The sequence below is a fragment of the Blastococcus sp. SYSU D00813 genome (assembly GCF_054050735.1).
In genome coordinates this window covers 106,199-125,597 of sequence record NZ_JBJGZX010000006.1, presented here as the reverse complement: position 1 = coordinate 125,597, position 19,399 = coordinate 106,199, and the positions used below count along the sequence as shown (strand labels likewise).

The 19,399-nt window shown below is 75.3% G+C and carries 17 protein-coding genes and 2 tRNA genes; 10 read left to right on the top strand and 9 right to left on the bottom strand.

The features are described from left to right. Positions 1–41 precede the first annotated feature (41 nt). The 3 genes from ACI8AX_RS06370 to ACI8AX_RS06360 are packed head-to-tail and all read right to left on the bottom strand — an operon-like array spanning position 42 to position 1,569. Complete coding sequence (locus ACI8AX_RS06370) at positions 42–581, bottom strand: nitroreductase family protein (protein ID WP_456548944.1); 540 nt, start codon at positions 579–581, stop codon at positions 42–44. Then, positions 578–934 (bottom strand): cupin domain-containing protein, encoded by a 357-nt coding sequence (locus tag ACI8AX_RS06365; RefSeq protein ID WP_456548943.1) that lies wholly within the window; start codon positions 932–934, stop codon positions 578–580. Before ACI8AX_RS06365 ends, ACI8AX_RS06370 begins: the two co-directional genes overlap by 4 nt. Next, positions 931–1,569: a hypothetical protein gene (locus ACI8AX_RS06360; RefSeq protein WP_456548942.1), complete on the bottom strand. Its 639-nt coding sequence runs from the start codon at positions 1,567–1,569 to the stop codon at positions 931–933. Before ACI8AX_RS06360 ends, ACI8AX_RS06365 begins: the two co-directional genes overlap by 4 nt. 170 nt (positions 1,570–1,739) lie before the next feature. On the opposite strand from ACI8AX_RS06360, the gene ACI8AX_RS06355 reads away from it, so the two are divergent. Both ACI8AX_RS06355 and ACI8AX_RS06350 read left to right on the top strand, forming a co-directional pair. Next, positions 1,740–2,300, top strand: a complete 561-nt coding sequence (locus tag ACI8AX_RS06355; RefSeq protein ID WP_456548941.1) for a TetR/AcrR family transcriptional regulator — start codon at positions 1,740–1,742, stop codon at positions 2,298–2,300. Between the two features lie 11 nt (positions 2,301–2,311). Further along, positions 2,312–3,505, top strand: a complete 1,194-nt coding sequence (locus ACI8AX_RS06350) for an MFS transporter (RefSeq protein ID WP_456548940.1) — start codon at positions 2,312–2,314, stop codon at positions 3,503–3,505. Here the strand turns inward: ACI8AX_RS06350 and ACI8AX_RS06345 are convergent. Then, positions 3,436–4,296, bottom strand: coding sequence for an AraC family transcriptional regulator (locus ACI8AX_RS06345; protein WP_456548939.1), 861 nt, complete (start codon positions 4,294–4,296; stop codon positions 3,436–3,438). The genes ACI8AX_RS06350 and ACI8AX_RS06345 overlap by 70 nt on opposite strands. A 142-nt stretch (positions 4,297–4,438) precedes the next feature. Between ACI8AX_RS06345 and ACI8AX_RS06340 the strand changes: the two genes are divergently transcribed. After that, positions 4,439–5,041: a LysE family translocator gene (locus ACI8AX_RS06340; protein ID WP_456548938.1), complete on the top strand. Its 603-nt coding sequence runs from the start codon at positions 4,439–4,441 to the stop codon at positions 5,039–5,041. A 16-nt stretch (positions 5,042–5,057) separates the two neighbouring features. Here ACI8AX_RS06340 and ACI8AX_RS06335 read toward each other — a convergent pair whose 3' ends face one another. Both ACI8AX_RS06335 and ACI8AX_RS06330 read right to left on the bottom strand, forming a co-directional pair. Continuing rightward, positions 5,058–5,699, bottom strand: a complete 642-nt coding sequence (locus tag ACI8AX_RS06335; RefSeq protein WP_456548937.1) for a response regulator — start codon at positions 5,697–5,699, stop codon at positions 5,058–5,060. Next, entirely contained in the window at positions 5,686–6,909 is a 1,224-nt protein-coding gene (locus ACI8AX_RS06330; protein WP_456548936.1) for a sensor histidine kinase, read from the bottom strand. Before ACI8AX_RS06330 ends, ACI8AX_RS06335 begins: the two co-directional genes overlap by 14 nt. Positions 6,910–7,044: 135 nt before the next feature. Between ACI8AX_RS06330 and ACI8AX_RS06325 the strand changes: the two genes are divergently transcribed. The 4 genes from ACI8AX_RS06325 (at position 7,045) to ACI8AX_RS06310 (ending at position 12,149) form a co-directional block, all read left to right on the top strand. Further along, complete coding sequence (locus tag ACI8AX_RS06325; protein ID WP_456548935.1) at positions 7,045–8,025, top strand: SMP-30/gluconolactonase/LRE family protein; 981 nt, start codon at positions 7,045–7,047, stop codon at positions 8,023–8,025. Beyond that, positions 8,022–9,296 carry an ankyrin repeat domain-containing protein gene (locus tag ACI8AX_RS06320; RefSeq protein WP_456548934.1) on the top strand — a complete coding sequence of 425 codons (1,275 nt, stop codon included), beginning with the start codon at positions 8,022–8,024 and terminating at the stop codon, positions 9,294–9,296. The genes ACI8AX_RS06325 and ACI8AX_RS06320 overlap by 4 nt, the downstream gene beginning before the upstream one ends. A gap of 214 nt (positions 9,297–9,510) precedes the next feature. Beyond that, positions 9,511–10,878 (top strand): FAD-binding oxidoreductase, encoded by a 1,368-nt coding sequence (locus ACI8AX_RS06315; RefSeq protein ID WP_456548933.1) that lies wholly within the window; start codon positions 9,511–9,513, stop codon positions 10,876–10,878. 14 nt (positions 10,879–10,892) lie between these two features. Further along, positions 10,893–12,149 carry a class I SAM-dependent methyltransferase gene (locus tag ACI8AX_RS06310; protein ID WP_456548932.1) on the top strand — a complete coding sequence of 419 codons (1,257 nt, stop codon included), beginning with the start codon at positions 10,893–10,895 and terminating at the stop codon, positions 12,147–12,149. 452 nt (positions 12,150–12,601) lie between these two features. Here the strand turns inward: ACI8AX_RS06310 and ACI8AX_RS06305 are convergent. From ACI8AX_RS06305 to ACI8AX_RS06295, 3 genes are all read right to left on the bottom strand, one after another. Continuing rightward, a tRNA-Gly gene (locus ACI8AX_RS06305) sits at positions 12,602–12,675 on the bottom strand. Between the two features lie 32 nt (positions 12,676–12,707). Then, positions 12,708–13,346 carry a class I SAM-dependent methyltransferase gene (locus ACI8AX_RS06300; protein ID WP_456548931.1) on the bottom strand — a complete coding sequence of 213 codons (639 nt, stop codon included), beginning with the start codon at positions 13,344–13,346 and terminating at the stop codon, positions 12,708–12,710. Then, positions 13,343–16,657, bottom strand: coding sequence for an ATP-binding protein (locus ACI8AX_RS06295; protein ID WP_456548930.1), 3,315 nt, complete (start codon positions 16,655–16,657; stop codon positions 13,343–13,345). Before ACI8AX_RS06295 ends, ACI8AX_RS06300 begins: the two co-directional genes overlap by 4 nt. Before the next feature lie 104 nt (positions 16,658–16,761). On the opposite strand from ACI8AX_RS06295, the gene ACI8AX_RS06290 reads away from it, so the two are divergent. The 3 genes from ACI8AX_RS06290 (at position 16,762) to ACI8AX_RS06280 (ending at position 19,382) form a co-directional block, all read left to right on the top strand. Then, a tRNA-Pro gene (locus tag ACI8AX_RS06290) sits at positions 16,762–16,835 on the top strand. Positions 16,836–16,943: 108 nt separating this feature from the next. Next, positions 16,944–18,419 carry a trigger factor gene (tig, locus tag ACI8AX_RS06285; protein ID WP_456548929.1) on the top strand — a complete coding sequence of 492 codons (1,476 nt, stop codon included), beginning with the start codon at positions 16,944–16,946 and terminating at the stop codon, positions 18,417–18,419. A 327-nt stretch (positions 18,420–18,746) separates the two neighbouring features. Continuing rightward, positions 18,747–19,382 (top strand): ATP-dependent Clp protease proteolytic subunit, encoded by a 636-nt coding sequence (locus ACI8AX_RS06280; RefSeq protein ID WP_456548928.1) that lies wholly within the window; start codon positions 18,747–18,749, stop codon positions 19,380–19,382. Positions 19,383–19,399: the final 17 nt, after the last annotated feature.

Here is a 19,399-nt window from a genome sequence, read left to right as displayed (position 1 = left end):
CTGCTCCCGGAGTCGTTCCTCCGCAAGCTCGGCGAGGAGCGTCAGGGGAGCCGGGTCAGCAGTCGGTCGACGGGGAGCCGGCCGGTCGGGATGGCGTACGTCCCGCGCGGCGTGGTCGGCGCGGGACGACCGATCGAGACGGCGTGCCGTGGCTGCCAGCGCGCCGGGGCGCGGACGAGCCGGGCGGCTGCGTCCACGTTGGCAGCGGGGTAGAGGGTCGCGGGACAGCTGCCGAGCCCCAGCGCGTGTGCCGCCAGAGAGATCGCCTGCACCACGCGGCCGACGTCGAACTCTGTGTCGGTCCGGCCGTCGTCCGCCGACAGCACGACGAGGACCAGGGGAGCCGCGGCCAGGTGCGCGGCGTAGGCGCCGAGGACGCTGAGGTGCTCCCGGGTGACGCGGTCGATGACCGCCACGAACCGCCACGGTTGCCTGTTGCGGGCCGAGCCCGTCCAGCGTGCCGCGTCGATGATCCGGTCGAGGTCGGCGGCGGTGACCGGCTCGTCGGAGAAGCTCCGCGTGGAGCGCAGACCCCTGAGTGCGCGGAGCAGCCGCTCGGCGTCGTCCGGGTCGGCGCTCATGGTCGAGGTCCGACGTCGTGGGCGCCGTCCACCCGCGACCGCTCCGCGGGCCCGAAAGCCACCACGACGCAGAGGTCCTCGGTGATCTCCACGAACCGGTGTCCCACGCGGGCGGGGACGAAGACGACCGAGCCGGCACGGACCGGCACGCGGTCCGTGCCCAGCTCGAGCAGGGCCTGGCCCCTGACGACGGTGTAGACCTCGTCCTCCGTGTGCGGGCCCTGCGGATCATGGCCACCGACCGGGATCCGGTAGACGCCCACGGACAGGTCGGGCACCCGCACCAGTTCCCGGTAGCCGTCGTCGCCTGTGGTCGTCAGCCACCATGCCTGCGGGCCGGCGTCCTCGGTCACCGCGACGTCTCCCGTGCGGCGGGTGTGGCGGCAGGCCGATACGGCTCCTCGCGCACGGCGTGCGCGACGACGAGCTTCAGCACCAGGACGGGGCCGAGCCAGGCCAGCCCGGCCGGTGCCTCGACCAGGGGCGCCGCGATCAGCGCCACCGTCGCGATGGCCGCGGCCAGCGGACGGCGCAGGTACAGCGGAACCCCGACGATCGCCGCGGTCCCGCCGAGGCACAGCAGGTACCAGGCGCCGGCCCACCACCAGGTCCCGTCGGGCAGCACCGCGACGAGCAGGAACGGGTGCACGTGCAGAGACGTGAACGCGACGTGGCTGCGCACCAGGCGCTGTGCCGCGGAGGTCCCGGCGGGGGTGGGCGAGTGGTAGAGGCGCTTCGCCGATCCCAGGGCGTTTGCCGGCACCCCACCGGCGACGTCCACGGTGAGCACGAGCACGAGCGCCCACTGCCACCACGACCACGCCACACCCTGCCCCGAGGCCGCCACGACCAGCAGCCCGGCCGACGCGGCGGTCGCCCCCCACACCAGCCGCCGCTCGGCCGGCACGGCCCCGGAGCCCAGCAGCCAGTCCGTTCTCCCCGCGGGGAGCGCCCAGTCCACGACGACCCCTTGACGCGAGTTGGTCACCCGGCCAAATTGGCCGAGTGACCAACCCGCTGTCAAGGTCCGCGTCGCCGTCCCGAGCACCGGGGGCGCCGGTGGGCGCGTCCGGCCGGTCCTCCGGTGGAGGGGAGCCGGAGGACTCCACCGACGATGCCGTCGGCTCCGGGCGCGGCGCGCGGCGGCGGGAGCAGCTCGTGCGTGCCGGCCTGGAGCTCCTGGCCGAGCGGGGGTGGGTGGGGCTGACCACGCGGGCGGTCGCCGAGCGGGCGGGCACCCACCCGGGGCTGCTGCACTACCACTTCGGCGGACTGCCGGATCTCAGGCGCGCGGTCGCCGCCACGGCCGTGCGGGAGGCGTTCGACCCCGCCCTGGCCGTGCTGACCGCCGCGGACTCGTGGCGGGCGGGCGTGGCTGCGGTCGTGCGCGCCGCCTCGGGGGACGACGACCCGCGCACGGCGCGGATCAGCGCCGAGCTCATCACAGCGTCCCTGCAGGACCCGGAGGTCGGCGAACTCATGCGCCGGTCACTCGCCGACGCGCGCGCCCGGCTCGTGCCCTGGCTGGCAGGCACGGGCGCCGGCCGCCCCGAGGGGCTGGCGACGCTGCTGGTCGCCGCCCTCGACGGGCTGCTGCTGCACCGGCTCCTGGACCCGTCGCTCGCCCTCGAGCAGGTCGCCGACGCGGTGGACGGCCTGGTCCTCGGGCAGGACCGACCGCCGGACGCCGAGGAACGGCACCGGCACCCGCGGGCTTGACGGGCGGCCGCGTGCCGACGCCGCCTGCCGGTGCCGCATCCTGGCGGCGACCTCCGTCTCCGGGTGCCGCTCTGGCCGGTCTGTGCCTGCTGGAGTTCCTCAGCTGGGGCATCCTCTACTACTCCCTGCCCGTCGGCGCGACCCGCATCACCGCCGATGCCTCGTGGCCGCCCGCCCTCGTGCCCGGGGTCTACGCCGCCTCCCTGCTGTGCGCGGCGGCTGCCGGCCCCCGGGCCGGCCGCCTGATCGACGCGCTCGGCCCGCGGCCGGTCATGGCCGTCGGTGCGCTGACCGGTGCAGCCGGCATGGCGCTGTCCGCGGCGACCACCTCGGTGCCGGTCTTCGTCCTCGCGTGGCTGCTGGTGGGCGCGGCCCAGGCGGGCACCCTGTACCCGCCGGCATTCGCCGCCGCGTCGCAGTGGTTCCCGGGGCGGGGCGCCTGGCCCCTCACGGCGATCACGCTCGCCGGCGGCGTCTCCTCCACGGCGTTCGCGCCGCTGATCGCCCTGCTCATCGACGGTCTCGGCTGGCGGCCGGCCTTCGCTCTCCTCGCGCTGGCTTACGGCCTGGTGGCCACACCGGCCGCGCTGCTGCTGCTCACGCCGCGGTGGGAACGGCCCGTGCGCACCGGTCCGGACGGCCGGGACCTCCTCGCCGCGATCACGCGCAGTCGGCCGTTCCGCAACGCCCAGATCGGGCTCGCGGTCGCCGGCGCCGGCCTGTACGCGGTCACGCTCAACCACATCCCGCTGCTGGAGGAGGTCGGGTTCGACTACCGGGACGCCGCGATCGTCTTCGGTCTGGTCGGCGCGGGGCAGCTGCTCGGTCGCCTGGCGTTCCTCCCGCTGAGCACCAGGGGGACGCCCCGGCTGCGCACGCTGGTACAGGTCGCGCTCACCGCGCTCGTGCTGGTGACCGTCGCCGTGGTGTCGGCGCCGCCCGCGCTCGTGGTCCTCGGCGCCGTGCTCGCCGGCGCGGTCCGCGGGACGCACACCCTGTCGGTCGCCACGGCCGTCTCCGACCGCTGGGGGAGCGCCGCCTACGCCACGATCTTCGGCCGGTTCAACCTGCCGATCGCCGGTGCGATCGCCGTCAGCCCCCTGCTGGGCGAGGTCCTCGCCTCAGGGTTGGGCTCCTATCGCGCCACCGCGCTGCTCTTCGCGGCCCTCGCGCTGCTGGCCACAGCCGCCGCGCGGCGGTCATGAGGATCCCGCCCTGCCTGCGCGGCGGTCCACGCGCCCGGCGTCAGCCCGAGGGTGCGCTTGAACATGCGGGTCAGGTGGCTCTGGTCGGCGAATCCGACCGTCGCGGCGACCTCGCTCAGGGGTCGGCCCGCGCTCATGAGCGCACGCGCGCGGTCCACCTGCCGCATGGTGCGGTAGCGGCTGGGGCTGGTGCCGAAAGCCGCCCGGAACTGACGCGCCACCGTCCAGCGATCCAGTCCGGACACCCGCTCGTACTCCGTCACGGGATGCCGGACGGTCGGGTCTGCACCGATCAGGTCACGCACGCGCGTGACCGCGGGCAGCGCCAGGGCGGTCCGCGTGCGCCGGGACGTGGTCCCGTGCCGCTGGAGCAGGCCCGCGACCGCCACCGCGAGGTCGGTGCGTCCGACGTCGTCCAGCGGTGCGTCGATGTCGCGCAGGAACGCGGTCAGGGCGGGGTCCACGCGCCCGGGGTCGATCACCGGGGCGGCGACGAACGGGAGCGGCGATCCGCCCAGCGCCTGCTGCACCAGCTCCGGGTCCACGTACATGATCCGGTAGCCGAAGCCGCCTTCGGTGCCCGGAGCGCCGTCGTGGAGCTCGTCCGGGTGCAGGACGTGCCACTGCCCGGGCAGGCAGTGCCGCACCTCGCCGCGGTACCGGAAGGTCTGCACCCCGGCGAGCGTGCGCCCGATCGCATAGGTGTCGTGCCGGTGCGGCGAGAACCCCTCGCCGGCCAGGGCCGCGTCGAGCCGCTCGATGCCGGCGGCCCCGCCTCCGAACCGCAGCACCGCCGCTGAGCCGGACCTGCCGTACGGCACGTGACGGCACAAGGCTTCAAGACCGGCCCGGTGGCCGGTCCCTAGCGTCGGCGGCACCTCCCGGACCCTAGAGGACGCCGCCCATGCAGCCCCTGAGCAGCGGACCCGCACCGTGCCGCCGTACCTGTCGCTCGTCCTGACGGCGCTGGTGGTCATGGGCAGCCCGGGGCCGGCCACCCTCGGCGTCACGGCTGTCGGCGCCGCGTTCGGCGTGCGGCGGGCGCTGCCCTACCTCAGCGGCGTCGTGGCGGGCACGCTCGCGGTCCTGCTGGCCGTGGCCGCCGGTCTCGGCGCGGTCCTCACGGCGCAGCCCGGTCTCACATCGGTCCTCGTGGTGCTGGCTGTGGCCTACATCGTCCACCTGGCCCTTCGAATCGCGACCGCGCCGCCGCTGACGTCGGCGGCCGGTCGGCTCACCCCTCCGGGATGGACCACCGGCCTCGTGCTCGCGGTGGCCAATCCCAAGGCGTACGCGGCCATCGCGACCGTGCTCACCGGCAGCGACCTCGGCTTGTCCAGCCCGGTGGTCGAGACGCTGGTCGAGGTCGCGATCCTGGCGGCACTGGTCCTGCTCGTCCACGTCGGCTGGCTGTTCGCGGGCGTCGGCCTCACGGCGGTGTTGCGGCGCCCACGGCTCTCGCGGCTCGTCAACGTCGCGCTCGCCCTCGCCCTGCTGGTCTCGACCGCCCCGGCGGTGGAGCAGCTCCTCTCCTGAGCGGACGGCCAGCCGCTCAGGTGCGGATGATCCGCTGCTCGATCGCCCGGGCGACCGCGCCGGCGCGGCTGTCGACGCCGAGCTTCGTGTAGATGTGCGAGAGGTGGGACTTGACGGTCGCCTCGCTGACCAGCAGCCGGCGCGCCATCTCCTTGTTGGCCAGGCCGTCGGCGAGCAGGCCCAGGATCTGCACCTCGCGTTCGGTGAGCGCCGGCTCGGGGGAGTGCGCGCGGCGCACGAGCACGGCGGCCACCTCCGAGGCGAGCACGGTCGCCCCGCGGGCCACGGCGCGGACCCCGCGGAACAGCTCCTCGGGCGGCGCGTCCTTGAGCAGGTAGCCGGCGGCGCCGGCGTCGAGGGCCGCCAGGATGTCGGCCTCGGTCACGTAGGTGGTCAGGACGAGGACCTGCGGCGGCTCGGGGAGGGCCCGCAGGAGGGCGGTCGTGGCGGCGCCGCCGGTGCCGTCGCCCAGGTTCAGGTCCATGAGGACGACGTCGGGGCGAGCCCGCCGGACCAGGTCCTCGGCGCTCGCCGAGTCGGGGGCCTCGCCGACGACTTGGAGGTCGGCCTGGCCCTCGAGCAGGGCGCGCAGCCCGGCGCGGACGACGGGGTGGTCGTCGACGAGCACGATCCGCAGCCCCGGCTCAGCGTCGGGCACCGGAGCTCCCCAGCGGGATGGAGAAGGCCAGCGCGGTGCCCTCACCGGGGGCGGCCTCGACGGCGAGCGTGCCGCCGAACTGCTCGGCACGGTCCCGGATGCCGGGCAGGCCGCGTCCGCGGGCGCCGTCCGCCCCGACCCGGCGTGGGTCGAAGCCGGCGCCGTCGTCCCGCACGTCGAGGGAGACGGCGTCGGGCTGGTAGCTCAGGGAGACCGTCGCCGCCGTCGCGCCGGCGTGCTCCACCACGTTGGCCAGGGCACCGCGGGCGGTCCGCAGCAGCGCGGTGGCGACGTCCGCCGGCACGTCGACCGGGGCGCCGTCCACGTGCACGTCGACGCGCACCCCGCTGCCCCGCACGGCCCGCTCGCAGGTGCGCCGCAGGGCGGCGACGAGGGCCGGTCCGCTGCCCGTGCTCCCCAGCTCGGGCGGCGCCAGGTCGCGCACCACGCGCCGCACCTCGTCCAGGCCGTCGCGCGCGGTCACCGCGGCCTGGGAGACGTGGTCCCGGGCGGCGTCCGGGCGGGTGCCCCACGCCTGCTCGGCCGCCTGGAGCAGCAGGTTGATGCTGGACAGCGCCTGGGCGACGCTGTCGTGGATCTCCCGGGACAGCCGCGTCCGCTCGGTGAGCACGCCGGCGCTGTGCTGGGCCTCGGCGAGGTCGCCCTGGGCCTCCTGCAGGTCGCGCACCAGCCGCTGGCGCGAGACGGCCTCGCGCTCCAGCGCCCGGTAGGCCGCGACGGTCAGCACGGCGACGCAGGCCGGACCCGTGACGACGGTGAGGTCGACCTCCCCGGTCATCAGCGTCCAGGCCACCACGACGCCGGCGGTCATCGCCGCGATCACCGCACACGCGGCGGGGAAGGCGAGCGCCCGCAGGGCGACGAAGGACAGCGGCACCGCGATCCAGGCGAACGACGGCGCCAGCGCCAGCAGGACGGCCCAGACCACCACCAGCCCGAGGCACCAGGCCGCCGCGAGCGGTCCGGACTCCCGACGGCCCGATCGCGGACGCGTCGCGTAGCCGAGCACCAGCAGCGCCGCGGCCCCCAGGACCGCCGGCGCGCGGTCGCCGAGCCCGTGCCCGTCTACGTACCGGGCCGCGGCGGCGAGGGTGAGGACGACGAGGACGACGTCCAGCCACCGGTCGAGCCGGGCGTCTCCGGCCAGGATGCCGCGCACGCCGCGGCGGCGTCCGTGCACCTCGTCCATGACCCGTCGACGCTACGACCCACCGGGGCCGGCGGCATCATCCGTTCGGCTACCGCGTGGATGGCCGATCGCCCGATGCCCGGGCCGTCCCGGCGGGGGCACGGTGGGTGTCCGCCCACGACCCCGGGAGATCCCGTGCGCCGCCTGCTCGTGCCCGCCACCGCCCTCGCCCTCACCGTGCCGGTGCTCCTCGCCGCGTCGCCCGCCGCCGCCCATGGCGGCGACTCCGGCCGCCCGGCGACCTACGAGCTGAGGGGCGACCCGGGGGGCTCGCGGTTCGAGGGCATCGGCGTGGACCGCCACGAGCGCACCTTCTACGTCAGCGAGGTGACCGGCGGCGAGATCCACCGCGGGGACGTCCGCTCGGGACGGACCGAGGAGTGGCTCCCCGAGGGCGCCGACGGCCGGACCACCGCCCGCGGCATCACCACCGACCGGGAGGGGCGGGTCTACATCGCGGGCGGCCCGAACGGGCTCGGCGTGGGCAACGACCGCCCGGACCTGTGGGTCTACGCGCCCGACGGCCGCCTGCTGGCGGCCCTGCGCGTCGACGTCGACGACGCCTTCCTCAACGACGTCGCGATCGGCCCCGACGGCGCGGCCTACTTCACCAACTCCAACGACCCGCAGGTCTTCCGGGTCGCGTACGAGCACGGTCACTGGCGGGTCGGCCTGTGGGCCGACGCGACCGGCACCATCCCGGTGCGGCTGGGGCCGAACCAGTTCAACCTCGGGGGCATCGTCGTCTCCCCGGACCGGGAGGCGCTCGTCGTCGCCCAGGGCACGACCGGGCAGCTGTGGCGCTTCGATCTGCGCTCGCGGCAGGCCACGGAGATCGACACCGGCGGCGCCGTCCTGACCAACGCCGACGGCCTCGTGCTCCGCGGCCGGGAACTGGTCGTCATCCGGAACTTCGCCCGGGTGGTCACCACGCTGCGGCTGGACCGGGCCGCGCGCTCGGCCACGCTGCTCGACGAGACGCCGACCGACCCGAGCCGGGTGCTCACCACCGGCAAGGAGGCACGGGGCCGGCTGCTGCTGGTCGACAGCCACTTCGAGGAGCAGCCGGTGGCGGCGCCGCCGTACGAGGTCGTCGCCCTGCCGCTCCCGCGATGAGCGCCGCGCGCTGGGCGGCCGGCGTGATCGTCGCCGTCGTGGTGGCGGGCTGCTCGCAGGGGTCGCCGCCGGAGCAGGCGGGGGAGGCCGCGACGTCTGCCTCGCCGTCGTCGTCCGCCCCCTCCACGCCGCCGGCCGCTCCGCCCCCGCCGCCCCCGCCGGGGCCCGAGGAGCAGCGGGCGCTCGACACGGCCCTCATCGAGGCGGCCTGGGCGAACGACGTCGTCCGGGCCCGGGAGCTGATCGCCGCCGGCGCCGACGTGAACGCCCAGGACGCCACGCAGCAGAGCGCGTACCTGATCACGACCAGCGAGGGCCACCGCGAACTGCTGGAGATGACGCTCGCCGCAGGGGCCGATCTCGCAGCGCTCGATCGCTTCAACGGAACGGGGTTGATCCGGGCGGCCGAGCGCGGCCACGCGGACGTCGTCGGGCGGCTGCTGCAGGCCGGGATCGCCGTGGACCACGTCAACCGGCCGGGCTTCACCGCCCTGCACGAGGCGGTCATCTACGGCGACGGCAGCCAGCGGTACGTCGACACGGTGCGACTGCTCGTCGCCCGCGGTGCCGACGTCGCGCTCGCGCCCGTGCGCGACGGCATCCCGCCGCTGCAGCACGCGCTGTCGCGGGGTCAGGACGCCGTCGCCGCGACGCTGCGGGCCGCCCTCGAGGCGGGACTCGTCGCGGATCCGGCGGGCCGGTTGCTGGAGGCCGCGGCTGCCGGGGACGCCGAGGGCGTCGTCCTCGCGCTGCGCGCCGGTGCCGGCCTGGAGGTACGGGACGCCGCCGGGCGGACGCCGCTGCTGCTGGCGGCCACGTACGACCACGTGGACGTCGCGCGGCTGCTGGTCGCGCTGGGCGCCGACCCCGACGCCCTCGACGGCCGGCACGACACCCCGTGGCTGGTGACCGGCGTGACCGGCAGCGTGCCGATGCTCGAGGTGCTGCTCGCGGCCGGACCGGACCTGACGATCCGCAACCGCTTCGGCGGGGTGTCGGTCATCCCGGCGGCCGAACGCGGGCACGTCGACTACGTGCGCCGGGTGGTGCAGACCGGCATCGACGTGGACCACGTCAACGACCCCGGGTGGACGGCGCTGCTCGAGGCGGTCGTGTACGGCGACGGCTCACCGCGGTACCAGGAGATCGTCCGGATCCTGCTCGCCGCCGGGGCCGATCCCGGCATCCGGGACGCCGACGGGCGCACCGCACTCGACCACGCCCTCGGCCGCGGCCACGAGGAGATGGCACAGGTGCTGCGCGGCGGCTGACCGGCTGCCCGACCGATGAGTTCGCCGCGCCCGGTCGGTCTCTCCACCGGAGAGCGACCCACGACAGGCGACCCGTGCGGACACTGATCGTCGCGGAACGATCGACCCGACGTCGAGACCGAGTTCTGCACGCGCTGGGAACGCTCGTCGTACGCCTCACGGAGCACGAGCCGGTCGCGACGCAGAAGACACGAAGCTCGATACGTTCGCGCCCATGGGTGCAGCAGCCAGCCTGGACCGTCGGGCCTACGACCTCGCGGTCGCCGACCTGCGCGCCCAGCTCGCAGCCCTGCCGTCCGGCGCTCCCGTACGTCTGGGCAAGCGCACCAGCAACCTGTTCCGGACCCGCGAGGCGTCCTCGGCGCCGCGGCTCGACGTCTCGGCCTTCTCCGGCGTGCTGCACGTCGACCCGGACCGGCGGACCGCCGACGTGCTGGGCATGACCACCTACGAGGACCTCGTCGCGGCCACCCTGCCCCACGGGCTCATGCCGCTGGTCGTCCCGCAGCTGAAGACCATCACGCTGGGCGGGGCGGTCACGGGTCTCGGCATCGAGAGCAGCAGCTTCCGCAACGGCACGCCGCACGAGTCGGTGCTGGAGATGGACGTGCTCACCGGCGCCGGTGAGGTGCTCACCGTGACGCCGGACGGCGAGCACGCCGAGCTGTTCGCGGGCTTTCCCAACTCCTACGGCACCCTCGGCTACGCCCTGCGCCTGCTCGTCGAGCTCGAGCCGGTGCAGCCGTACGTCCACCTGAAGCACGTCGCGTGCGGCTCCGTCGCCGAGGCGACCGACGTCATGGCCGCCGCGTGCCGCGGACGCGAGGCGGACTTCGTCGATGCCACGTGGTTCTCGCCGGACGAGGTCCGCGTGACGCTCGCGAGCTGGGCGGCGTCCGCCCCGTACGTCTCCGACTACACCGGGCAGCACGTCTACTACCGCTCCGTGCAGTCGCGCGACGAAGACTGGTTGACCGTCGCCGACTACCTGTGGCGCTGGGACACCGACTGGTTCTGGTGCTCACGTGCTTTCGGCGCGCAGAACCCCACCGTGCGCCGCTTCTGGCCCAAGCGGTGGCTGCGCAGCGACGTCTACTGGAAGCTCGTCGCCTTCGAGAAGCGGCACCGTTGGAAGACCCGCTGGGACCTGCGCCGCGGGCAGCCGCCGCGCGAGGACGTCGTGCAGGACGTCGAGGTCCCGGTGGAGCGGCTGGCCGACTTCATGGACGTCTTCGCGCGCGAGGTCCCCATCGCCCCGGTGTGGTTCTGCCCGCTCCAGCAGCGTTCGGCGGACCGGACGTGGCCGCTGTACCCCCTGCAGCCGGACAGGCTGTACGTGAACGTCGGCTTCTGGTCCAGCGTCCCCCTCGACGCCGACGAGCCGGACGGCACGCACAACCGCCTGGTGGAGCGCCTCGTGGAGGAGCTCGGCGGCCACAAGTCGCTGTACAGCACCGCGTACTACGACGAGGACGTGTTCTGGCGGCTGTACGGCGGCGAGACCTACGCACGCCTCAAGGCCGCGTACGACCCGGACCGCAGGCTGCTCGACCTGTACGACAAGACCGTGCGCAACCGCTAGACCGAGGAGACGACGTGGGAGCCCTGGGAGTCGCGCAGGCGCTGCGGGCGGTGCTGCCCGAGCAGGTGGCGGTGACGGCCTACGACGGGTCGGTGGCGGGGCCGCCGGACGCCGAGGTGACACTGCACGTCCGCGACCCGCGGGCGCTCACGCACATGGTCGTCGCGCCCGGCGAGCTCGGGCTCGCCCGCGGCTACGTCTCCGGCATGCTCGACCTCGACGCGCCCGACCACCACCGGGCACTGCAGGTCCTGTCCACCGGCAAGCACATGGCCGACCTGTCGTGGGCCCAGCGCCGCGCCGTCCTGCGCACCCTCGGCCGCGAGGCCCTGCACCTGGTCGAGCCGCCGCCGCAGGAGGTCGGCGCCCGCCGCTACATCGCCGGGCTGCGCGCCCACACGCGCGGGCGCGACGCCCTCGCCGTGTCCCACCACTACGACGTGAGCAACACCTTCTACTCCTGGGTCCTCGGACCCTCGATGGCCTACACGTGCGCCGTCTACCCGACCGACGGCGCGAGCCTGGAGCAGGCGCAGGAGAACAAGTTCGACCTCGTCTGCCGCAAGCTCGGCCTCGAGCCCGGGATGCGGCTGCTCGACGTCGGCTGCGGCTGGGGCGGCATGGCCCTGCACGCCGCAGAGCACTACGGCGTCGAGGTGGTCGGGGTGACGCTGTCGCGCCAGCAGGCTGAGTGGGGCCAGAAGGCCGTCGCCGAGGCCGGGCTCACCGGGCAGGTCGATCTGCGCCACCAGGACTACCGCGACGTCACGGGGACGTTCGACGCGATCAGCTCCATCGGCCTCACCGAGCACATCGGCCTGGCGCAGCTCGACGCGTACGCCGCCCGCCTGTCCTCGCTCCTACGTCCGCAGGGACGGCTGCTCAACCACTGCATCACCCGCCCCGACGACGACAGCCCGCCCATCCGGCGGCGCGGCTTCATCGCCCGGTATGTCTTCCCCGACGGCGAGCTGCCCGGCCTCGGCCGCATCGTCGGCGCCCTGCAGCGGGCCGGCCTCGAGGTGCGCCACGAGGAGAACCTGCGCGAGCACTACGCCCGCACCTGCGCGGCGTGGTCGCGCAACCTGGACGCCCGCTGGGAGCAGGCCGTCGAGGAGGTCGGGCTCGGGACGGCACGTGTCTGGGCGCTGTACCTGGCCGGGTCGCGGCTGGGCTTCGAGCGCAACGAAATCCAGCTGCACCAAGTCCTCGCCACGAGGACGACCGACGGCGACAGCGGCGCGCCCCTGCGCCCGGACTGGGGCGCCTGAGGAGCACCGGCTAGCTAAGGCGGAGGACGAGCACATCACGGTCGCCTGCCTCGGACCCCGGCCGACGCTGGTGTCGGGAGCGCCCTGCTCGGCCCGGGGGACACGGGCGTCACGATCAGGCATGCCGCGCCGGATGTCCTCCACCCTCGTGGCAGTGGAGCGGCGGCTCGCCGCCGACCAGGTCCGGCTCGCCGGGCCGATCCCGCGTCCACCCCTTCTCCGGCTTCAGCGCGGACGGCCGGGTCCGCCTGGGCGGGCGGGTCCTGGTCGGTGCACCGCCGCGCCCGCGACCTCGGCGCCGGGCGCGACCGACGGAACACCGCGCGGGCGGTGGGCCGTCGTCCCGGCGAGCACCGACCAGACCTGCACTGCGGGCGGCATGACCGACTGCGTGGCCAGGCCCGGCAACCGGGCTGCGATCGGCTGCGACCCGCCTGGCCTGCGGTCAAGCGTGGAGCGGGTGACCGGGATCGAACCGGCATGGCCAGCTTGGAAGGCTGGGGCTCTACCATTGAGCTACACCCGCGAGGTGCCCGGCCAGCCTAGCCGACCTCGCGGTCAGTCCCGGACCGCCGTTCCGAGCACCTGCGTGCGGGTCGGGTTGGGGTTCACCCGCAGCTCCGGGAAGTCGAAGCGCTCCAGCCGCTCGACCGTGAAGCCCGCCGCCTCAATCGCGGCCACCGTGTCCCGGCTCGTGTGACAGCCGCCGGCGAGGAACGGCCACACCGTCGCGTCGAGCACCCGCTGCGCACGCACGAGAGCGGCGCCCTCACCCCGCACGTGCTCCCAGAACAGCAGCCGCCCACCCGGCCGCAGCACCCGCCTCAGCTCGGCCAGCGCCCGCCCCTGGTCCGGCACGCTGCACAGCACCAGCGAGGCGACCGCGACGTCGAACGCCCCGTCCTCCGCCGGCAGCGCCCCGGCGTCCCCGTCCACCACCCGCACCGCGACCGGAGCGGCTAGAGCGGCTGCGTCCGCCAGCGCACGCAGCCGCGGCTCCGGCTCGACCGCCATTACCTCGGTCACCGCCGGCGGGTAGTGGACGAAGTTGGTCCCGGTCCCAGCGCCGACCTCCAGCACCCGACCCGCCGCCGGAGCAAGAAGCCGGTCCCGCAGTTCCGCCGTCCCCTGGCGCTCACCGGCCGCCGCCAGCCGCGACCACAGCCGGGCGAACACCGGGTGCGACACGCTCGTCACGACGGCACCAGCTCCCGCGCCGCCCGGGCCACCAGCACCATCCCGACCTCCTCGGCCACCTCCAGCGCCCGCCGGGCCAGATCACGCGCCTCGGCCTCGTTCCCGCGCGCCGCCAGCAGCGACGCCAGCGCCAGCAGCCCCCGCGCCAGCGACGGCCGGAACCCGTGCCGCTCGCTCGTGGCCACCGCCTGCCGCAGGTGCCGCTCGGCGTCGTCCAAGCGTCCGGCGGCCACCTCCGCCCGCCCGAGCAGCAGCGCTACCGGGCCCTGCGCGCCGATCCCGCCCTGCACCGCCAGGTGGTCGACGAACGGCAGCAGCCGGTCGGCGATCGCGGCCGGCACGGCCGGGTCGATGCCGGCCGGCGAGGCCGCGAGCTCGGCGGCGACATAGGCCTGCCAGCAGGTCAGCGCCAGCCAGTCCCACTGCGGTGGGAACGGCCGCCACGCGTCCGCCTCCGCCATGGCGGCCGCGGCGACCTCCGGACGCCCGCCCTCGAGCAGCGTGATCGCCGTCAGCAGGATCCCGCTGTCCGCGCCCCCGCTGGTGTCCACCCCGACGACCGCTTCCGGCAGCCGATCGGCCAGGCACCCCTGGTCGAGCCAGATGAACGACCGCATCACCAGGTCCTGCCAGTCCTGCGTGTACAGCTGGGTCCGCTGCACCAGCGCGAACGCCCGGTCGACCAGCCCCTCCGCCCTCGCGAACGAGCCCGCGAGCATCGCCCGCACCGCCTGCAGGCTGGCCAGCTGGGCGTGCACCAGCGGCAACTCGTGCCGGCGGGCCAGCTCCTCCGCCGCGGCGAGGTCCGCGGCGTCGCCGGCCACGTCACCCAGCGCGATCCGGGCGAGTGCCCGCCGGACCAGCGCCATCACGGCCATCTCGGGCAGCTCGTCGGCCGGCGTGGCCACCAGCAGCTCGGTCGCGTCGGCGATCTGCTCGGCCTCGTGCCCGGGCAGCCAGTTGCCGCCCAGCCGGCCCACCAGCGCGGTGCGCAGCAGGTCGGCGCGCCCGGTGCGACGGGCCACGGCCAGCGCCTCCTCCGCCGCCCGCGGCCCGCGCGTCCGGTCCGGCCCGTAGTGGACGACGACGGCCAGCGCCGCCAGCGTCCGCACCCGCGTCGGGCCGTCCACCTCGCCGGCCGCCGCCAGCAGCGCCTCCAGCCGGCCGACCAGCTCCGCCGGGTAGACGCCGTAGGTCACCGGGAACCACAGCCCGCCGATGCCCCACAGCTGGTCGGCCGCGGTCGCGGCGGCGTCGGCGTCCCCGCGGGCCAGCGCCGCATCGATGACGCCCGACAGCAGCCGCTGCGCCTCCGCCCACGACCCGGCGCGCGCCATCGTCGTCCCCGCCCGCAGCAGCAGCTCCGAGCGCAGCGGACCGCCGTCCGGGTCGGCGTCCAGCACCTCCAGCGCCCGCTCCCACCACCGCGCGGCGCTCTCGTGCGCGTGGTCGTGCGCGGCCCGCTCGGCGGCCGCCGAGCAGGCGGCGACCGTCGCGTCGGCGTCGGTGAACGGCCGCCCGGCCACCAGGTGGTGCGCCCGCTCGAACACCGCCCCGGCCGGCAGCACCGCGGCCATCCGCGCGTGCAACCGGGACCGGCGCAGCGGGGGAGCGGCCTCCAGCAGCGTCTCCCGCACCAGCGCGTGCGCGAAGGCCAGCTCGCCCGGCCCGGCCGGCCGCACCAGGTCCGCCGCCTGGGCGGCGTCGAGTGCGTCGGCCAGGTCGTCGGGTGCGGTCGAGCCGTCGGCCTTCTGCAGCAGGGGGACGGCGAAGCGCTGACCCGCCACCGCGGCCAGCGTGAGCACCTCGCGCGCCCCCTCAAGCAGGCCGGCCAGCCGCCGCTCCACCACGTCCCGCACCCCGGGCGGCACCGGTGCGCCGTCCCCGGGAGAGCTCAGCACCCGCGCCAGCTCGGTCGCGAAGAACGGGTTGCCGCCCGACCGCTCGTGCACCTCGGCCGCGGCCTCGGCACCCACCACGTCGGCGACCAGCGCCGCGGTCGCGGCCGGGTCCAGCGGGCCCAGCGTCAGCTGCGCGAACCCCGGGGTCCGGGCCAGGGCCGCGCGCACCCGTCCCAGCCCCGGGTCCCGGACGCCGGTGCGGCAGGTGGCCAGGACGGCGACCGGCCCGTGCTGCAGCTCCACCGCGAGGAACGACAGCAGCCGCAACGACGCGGGATCGGCCCAGTGCAGGTCGTCCAGCACGACGACGACCGGCGCCCGCCCCGCAGCCGCGACCAGTGCCGACAGCACCCGCTCGAACGCCGCGAACGCACCGCCCTCGGGCACCGTGCCGGGAGCGCCCAGCGCGCCGGTCACCTGCAGCCACGGCCACAGGGCGGGTGCGTCGTCGTCCTCGTGGCAGCGGCCGACGGCGACCTGCGCTCCGGCCGCCCGCGCGGCGCCGGCCACCTCGGCCACCAGGCGCGTCTTGCCGATCCCCGGTTCGCCGTCGACCAGCGCGAACCGCGGCCCGGTCCGCGACAGCCCGGCGACCAGGTCGTGCAGCAGCGCCGCCTCGCGGTCCCGGCCCACGAGGCCGGACGGCGGAGGCGGCGGGGCGGGGGACGGCGCGGCCTCCCCGCGCAGCGCCCGCGCCTGCGCTGCCTCGAGCGCCGGGCCGGGCGTCAGCCCCAGCTCCTCGTCCAGCAGTCGGCGCACCTCGGCGTAGCGGGCCAGCGCGTCGGCGGTGCGACCTGCCGCGGCCAGCGCGTCGACCAGCAGCACCCACGGCCGCTCTGCGAGCGGCGCGTCGGAGACCAGCGCCTCGGCCTCGGGCACCGCCTCGGCGGCGCGGCCCAGCGCGAGCAGCGCGGCCAGCCGGTCCTCCCGGCAGCGCAGCCGCAGCGCGTCGAGCCGGTCGCGGGTCGCGGCGGCGAAGGGGCGGTCCCCGGCGTCCTCGAGCGCGACCGCGCCCCGCCACGTCGCCAGGGCGGCGTCGGCCTGGGCCAGGGCCCCGGCGGGGTCGCCCGCGGCCAGCCGCCGGCCGGCGGAGGCGGCCAGCGCGGAGAACCGGTGCACGTCGACGTCCTCCGGCTCGGCGACCAGCCGGTACCCGGACGGCGTCCGCTCCACGACCCGGCCCAGCACCCGGCGCAGCCGGGAGACGTAGGCCTGCACCGACGCCTCGGGCTCGGCGGGCGGGGCGTCGGCCCACAACGCGTCGGTGATCCGGTCCAGCGACACCGACCGGCCCGGCTCGGTGAGCAGCAGGGCGAGCAGCACCCGCTGCAGCGGGCTGCCCAGGTCCAGCGGGTCCCCGCCCGCCGACGGCCGCGCCTCCACGGCGCCGAGCACGCCGTAGACCACCACTGCCGTCCTCCACCGGGCTCGGGGCGCGGCCAGCGTGGTCCGGCGCCGACCGGCCGTCAAGGAGCGGCGGTCCCGCGCGGCGGCCACCTAGACTCGGTCCGCCACGGGGTGTGGCGCAGCTTGGTAGCGCACCTGCTTTGGGAGCAGGGGGCCGCAGGTTCAAATCCTGTCACCCCGACACCGCGCCCCGGCGCCGTCCCGCACGTCTCTAGACTCGTGGGTCGACCCGCGTCGTCCGCCCCGCCCGACGCCACCCCTGACTGCGACACCCGAGGAGCACTGCGCTGTGAAGAGCACCATCGAGGAACTGGGCCCCACGCGGGTCCGGATGGCGATCGAGGTGCCCTGGGGGGACCTGGACCACGCCTTCGGTGAGGTCTACAAGGAGCTGCGCAACCAGGTGCGCATCCCCGGCTTCCGCCCGGGCAAGGTGCCCAACCGCATCATCGACCAGCGCGTCGGCCGCCCCGTCGTCCTCGAGCAGGTCGTCAACCACGCGATCCCCGAGGTGTACTCCGAGGTCGTCCGCGAGAACCAGGTGCGGGTCATCGGCCAGCCCGACATCGAGGTGACCAAGCTCGAGGACAACGACACCCTCGAGTTCACCGCCGAGGTCGACGTCGCCCCGAAGCTGGAGCTGCCCGACCTGGACTCCCTCGCGGTCACCGTCGACGACGTCGAGGTCACCGACGAGGAGGTCGACAACCAGATCTCGGTCATGCGCGAGCGCTTCGCGATGCTCAACGGCGTCGAGCGGGCCGCGCAGGACGGCGACTTCGTCTCCATCGACCTCGAGGCCAAGCTCGACGGCGAGGTCCTCGAGGACGGCTCGACCAGCGGCATGTCCTACGAGGTCGGCTCCGGCCAGCTCATGGAGGGCCTGGACGACGCGATCCGCGGGCTGTCCGCCGACGAGTCGAAGACGTTCGAGACCGCGCTGCTCAACGGGCCGGACTCCGGCCGCATGGCTGAGGTGACCGTCACGGTGCGCTCGGTCAAGGAGAAGGAGCTCCCCGAGCTCGACGACGACTTCGCCTCCACCGCCAGCGAGTTCGACACCCTCGAGGAGCTGCGGGACGACGTCCGCACCCGCCTCTCGCGCACCAAGGTGCTGCAGCAGGGCGCGCAGGCCCGCGACAAGCTGGTCGAGCACCTGCTGGAGACCATCGAGGTGCCGATCCCGGAGAACCTCGTCGAGCGCGAGGTCGAGTGGCGCAACAACGCCATGGCCCAGGAGCTGCAGCGCGCCGGCATGGACTGGGACGCCTACCTCTCCGCCGCCGGCGTCGAGGACCGCGAGACCTACGACGCCGACCTGCGCAAGAACGTGGAGGAGGCGGTCAAGACGCAGTTCGTGCTCGACGCGATCGCCGACGCCCGCGAGGTCACCGTCGACAACGACGACCTGTCCGCGCAGATCATGGCGCAGGCCCAGCGCAGCCGGGTCAGCCCCGAGCAGTACGCCCAGCAGCTGCAGCAGGGCGGCAACATCGCCGAGTTCGTGGCCGACGTCCGCCGCACCAAGACGCTCGCCCAGCTGCTCGAGCAGACGACGATCACCGACGCCTCGGGCAACGTCGTCGACCTCGACGCGCTGCGCCCGAAGACGGTGCAGGCCGCCGGTGCCGACGACGACGCCGCCGCTGACGAGGCCGCTGAGGAGGCCACCGACGAGGCGCCCGACGCCGAGGTGGCCGACGCCGCCGCGGTCGAGGCCGCCGAGGGCGCCGTCGAGGACACCGAGGACGTCAAGAAGGTCTGATGACGGACGCCGTCCCCTCCCGCCACGCTCCGTGCGGCGCGGGCCCGGGGACGCCGGCCACGTGACGACGACGCCGTCCCTCCCCTGACCGGGGCGGGGCGGCGTCGTCCGTTCCGGGGCAGGGGAGTGCGCGCCGGCGCTGCGCCGAGGGCGAACACCCCGCCCGGCCGGGACTCCTGCCCCGGGACCGCGCGTTAGGGTCGACAGGACTCAGGCGAACCCCGGGGGAGACCCTCCCGGGCGGCGCGCCCCCGGGCCCTGCACCACCTGCGAACCACCCAACCCCGAGACCGAACGTCCGACCGTCCTACGGAGGTCACCACACCCGTGAGCACCCACCCGAACCAGGTCAGCGCCCCGCAGCTGCGCGGCGCGGCCGGGGGGATGAACCTCAACGACTCGGTCTACGAGCGCCTGCTGCGCGAGCGCATCATCTTCCTGGGCACCCAGGTCGACGACGTGATCGCCAACCAGCTCTGCGCGCAGATGCTGCTGCTGTCCGCCGAGGACCCCAAGAGCGACATCCACCTGTACATCAACTCGCCCGGCGGCTCGGTCAGCGCCGGCATGGCGATCTACGACACGATGCAGTTCATCGACTGCGACGTCGCCACCTACGGGATGGGCCTGGCCGCCTCGATGGGCCAGTTCCTGCTCACCGCCGGCACCAAGGGCAAGCGGTACGCGCTGCCCCACGCGCGGATCATGATGCACCAGCCCTCGGCCGGCGTCGGCGGCACCGCGGCCGACATCGCCATCCAGGCCGACCTGTTCCGCCGCACCAAGCGCGAGCTCAACGAGCTGCAGTCGCAGCACACCGGGCAGAGCGTCGAGCAGATCGAGAAGGACTCCGACCGCGACCGGTGGTTCACCGCGGCCGAGGCCCTCGAGTACGGCTTCGTCGACCACGTCGTCAGCCGCGCCACCATGACCGACCGCGCCAACCCGGTCACCGACAACTGAGCCCGCGAGGACTGACG

Excerpts from the sequence above, each read along its gene's own strand:
- ACI8AX_RS06330 (WP_456548936.1), bottom strand. The coding sequence starts at position 6,909 with ATGGACGAGGTGCACGGACGCCGCCGCGGCGTGCGCGGCATCCTGGCC.
- ACI8AX_RS06320 (WP_456548934.1), top strand. The coding sequence starts at position 8,022 with ATGAGCGCCGCGCGCTGGGCGGCCGGCGTGATCGTCGCCGTCGTGGTG.
- ACI8AX_RS06315 (WP_456548933.1), top strand. The coding sequence starts at position 9,511 with ATGGGTGCAGCAGCCAGCCTGGACCGTCGGGCCTACGACCTCGCGGTC.
- ACI8AX_RS06370 (WP_456548944.1), bottom strand. The coding sequence starts at position 581 with ATGAGCGCCGACCCGGACGACGCCGAGCGGCTGCTCCGCGCACTCAGG.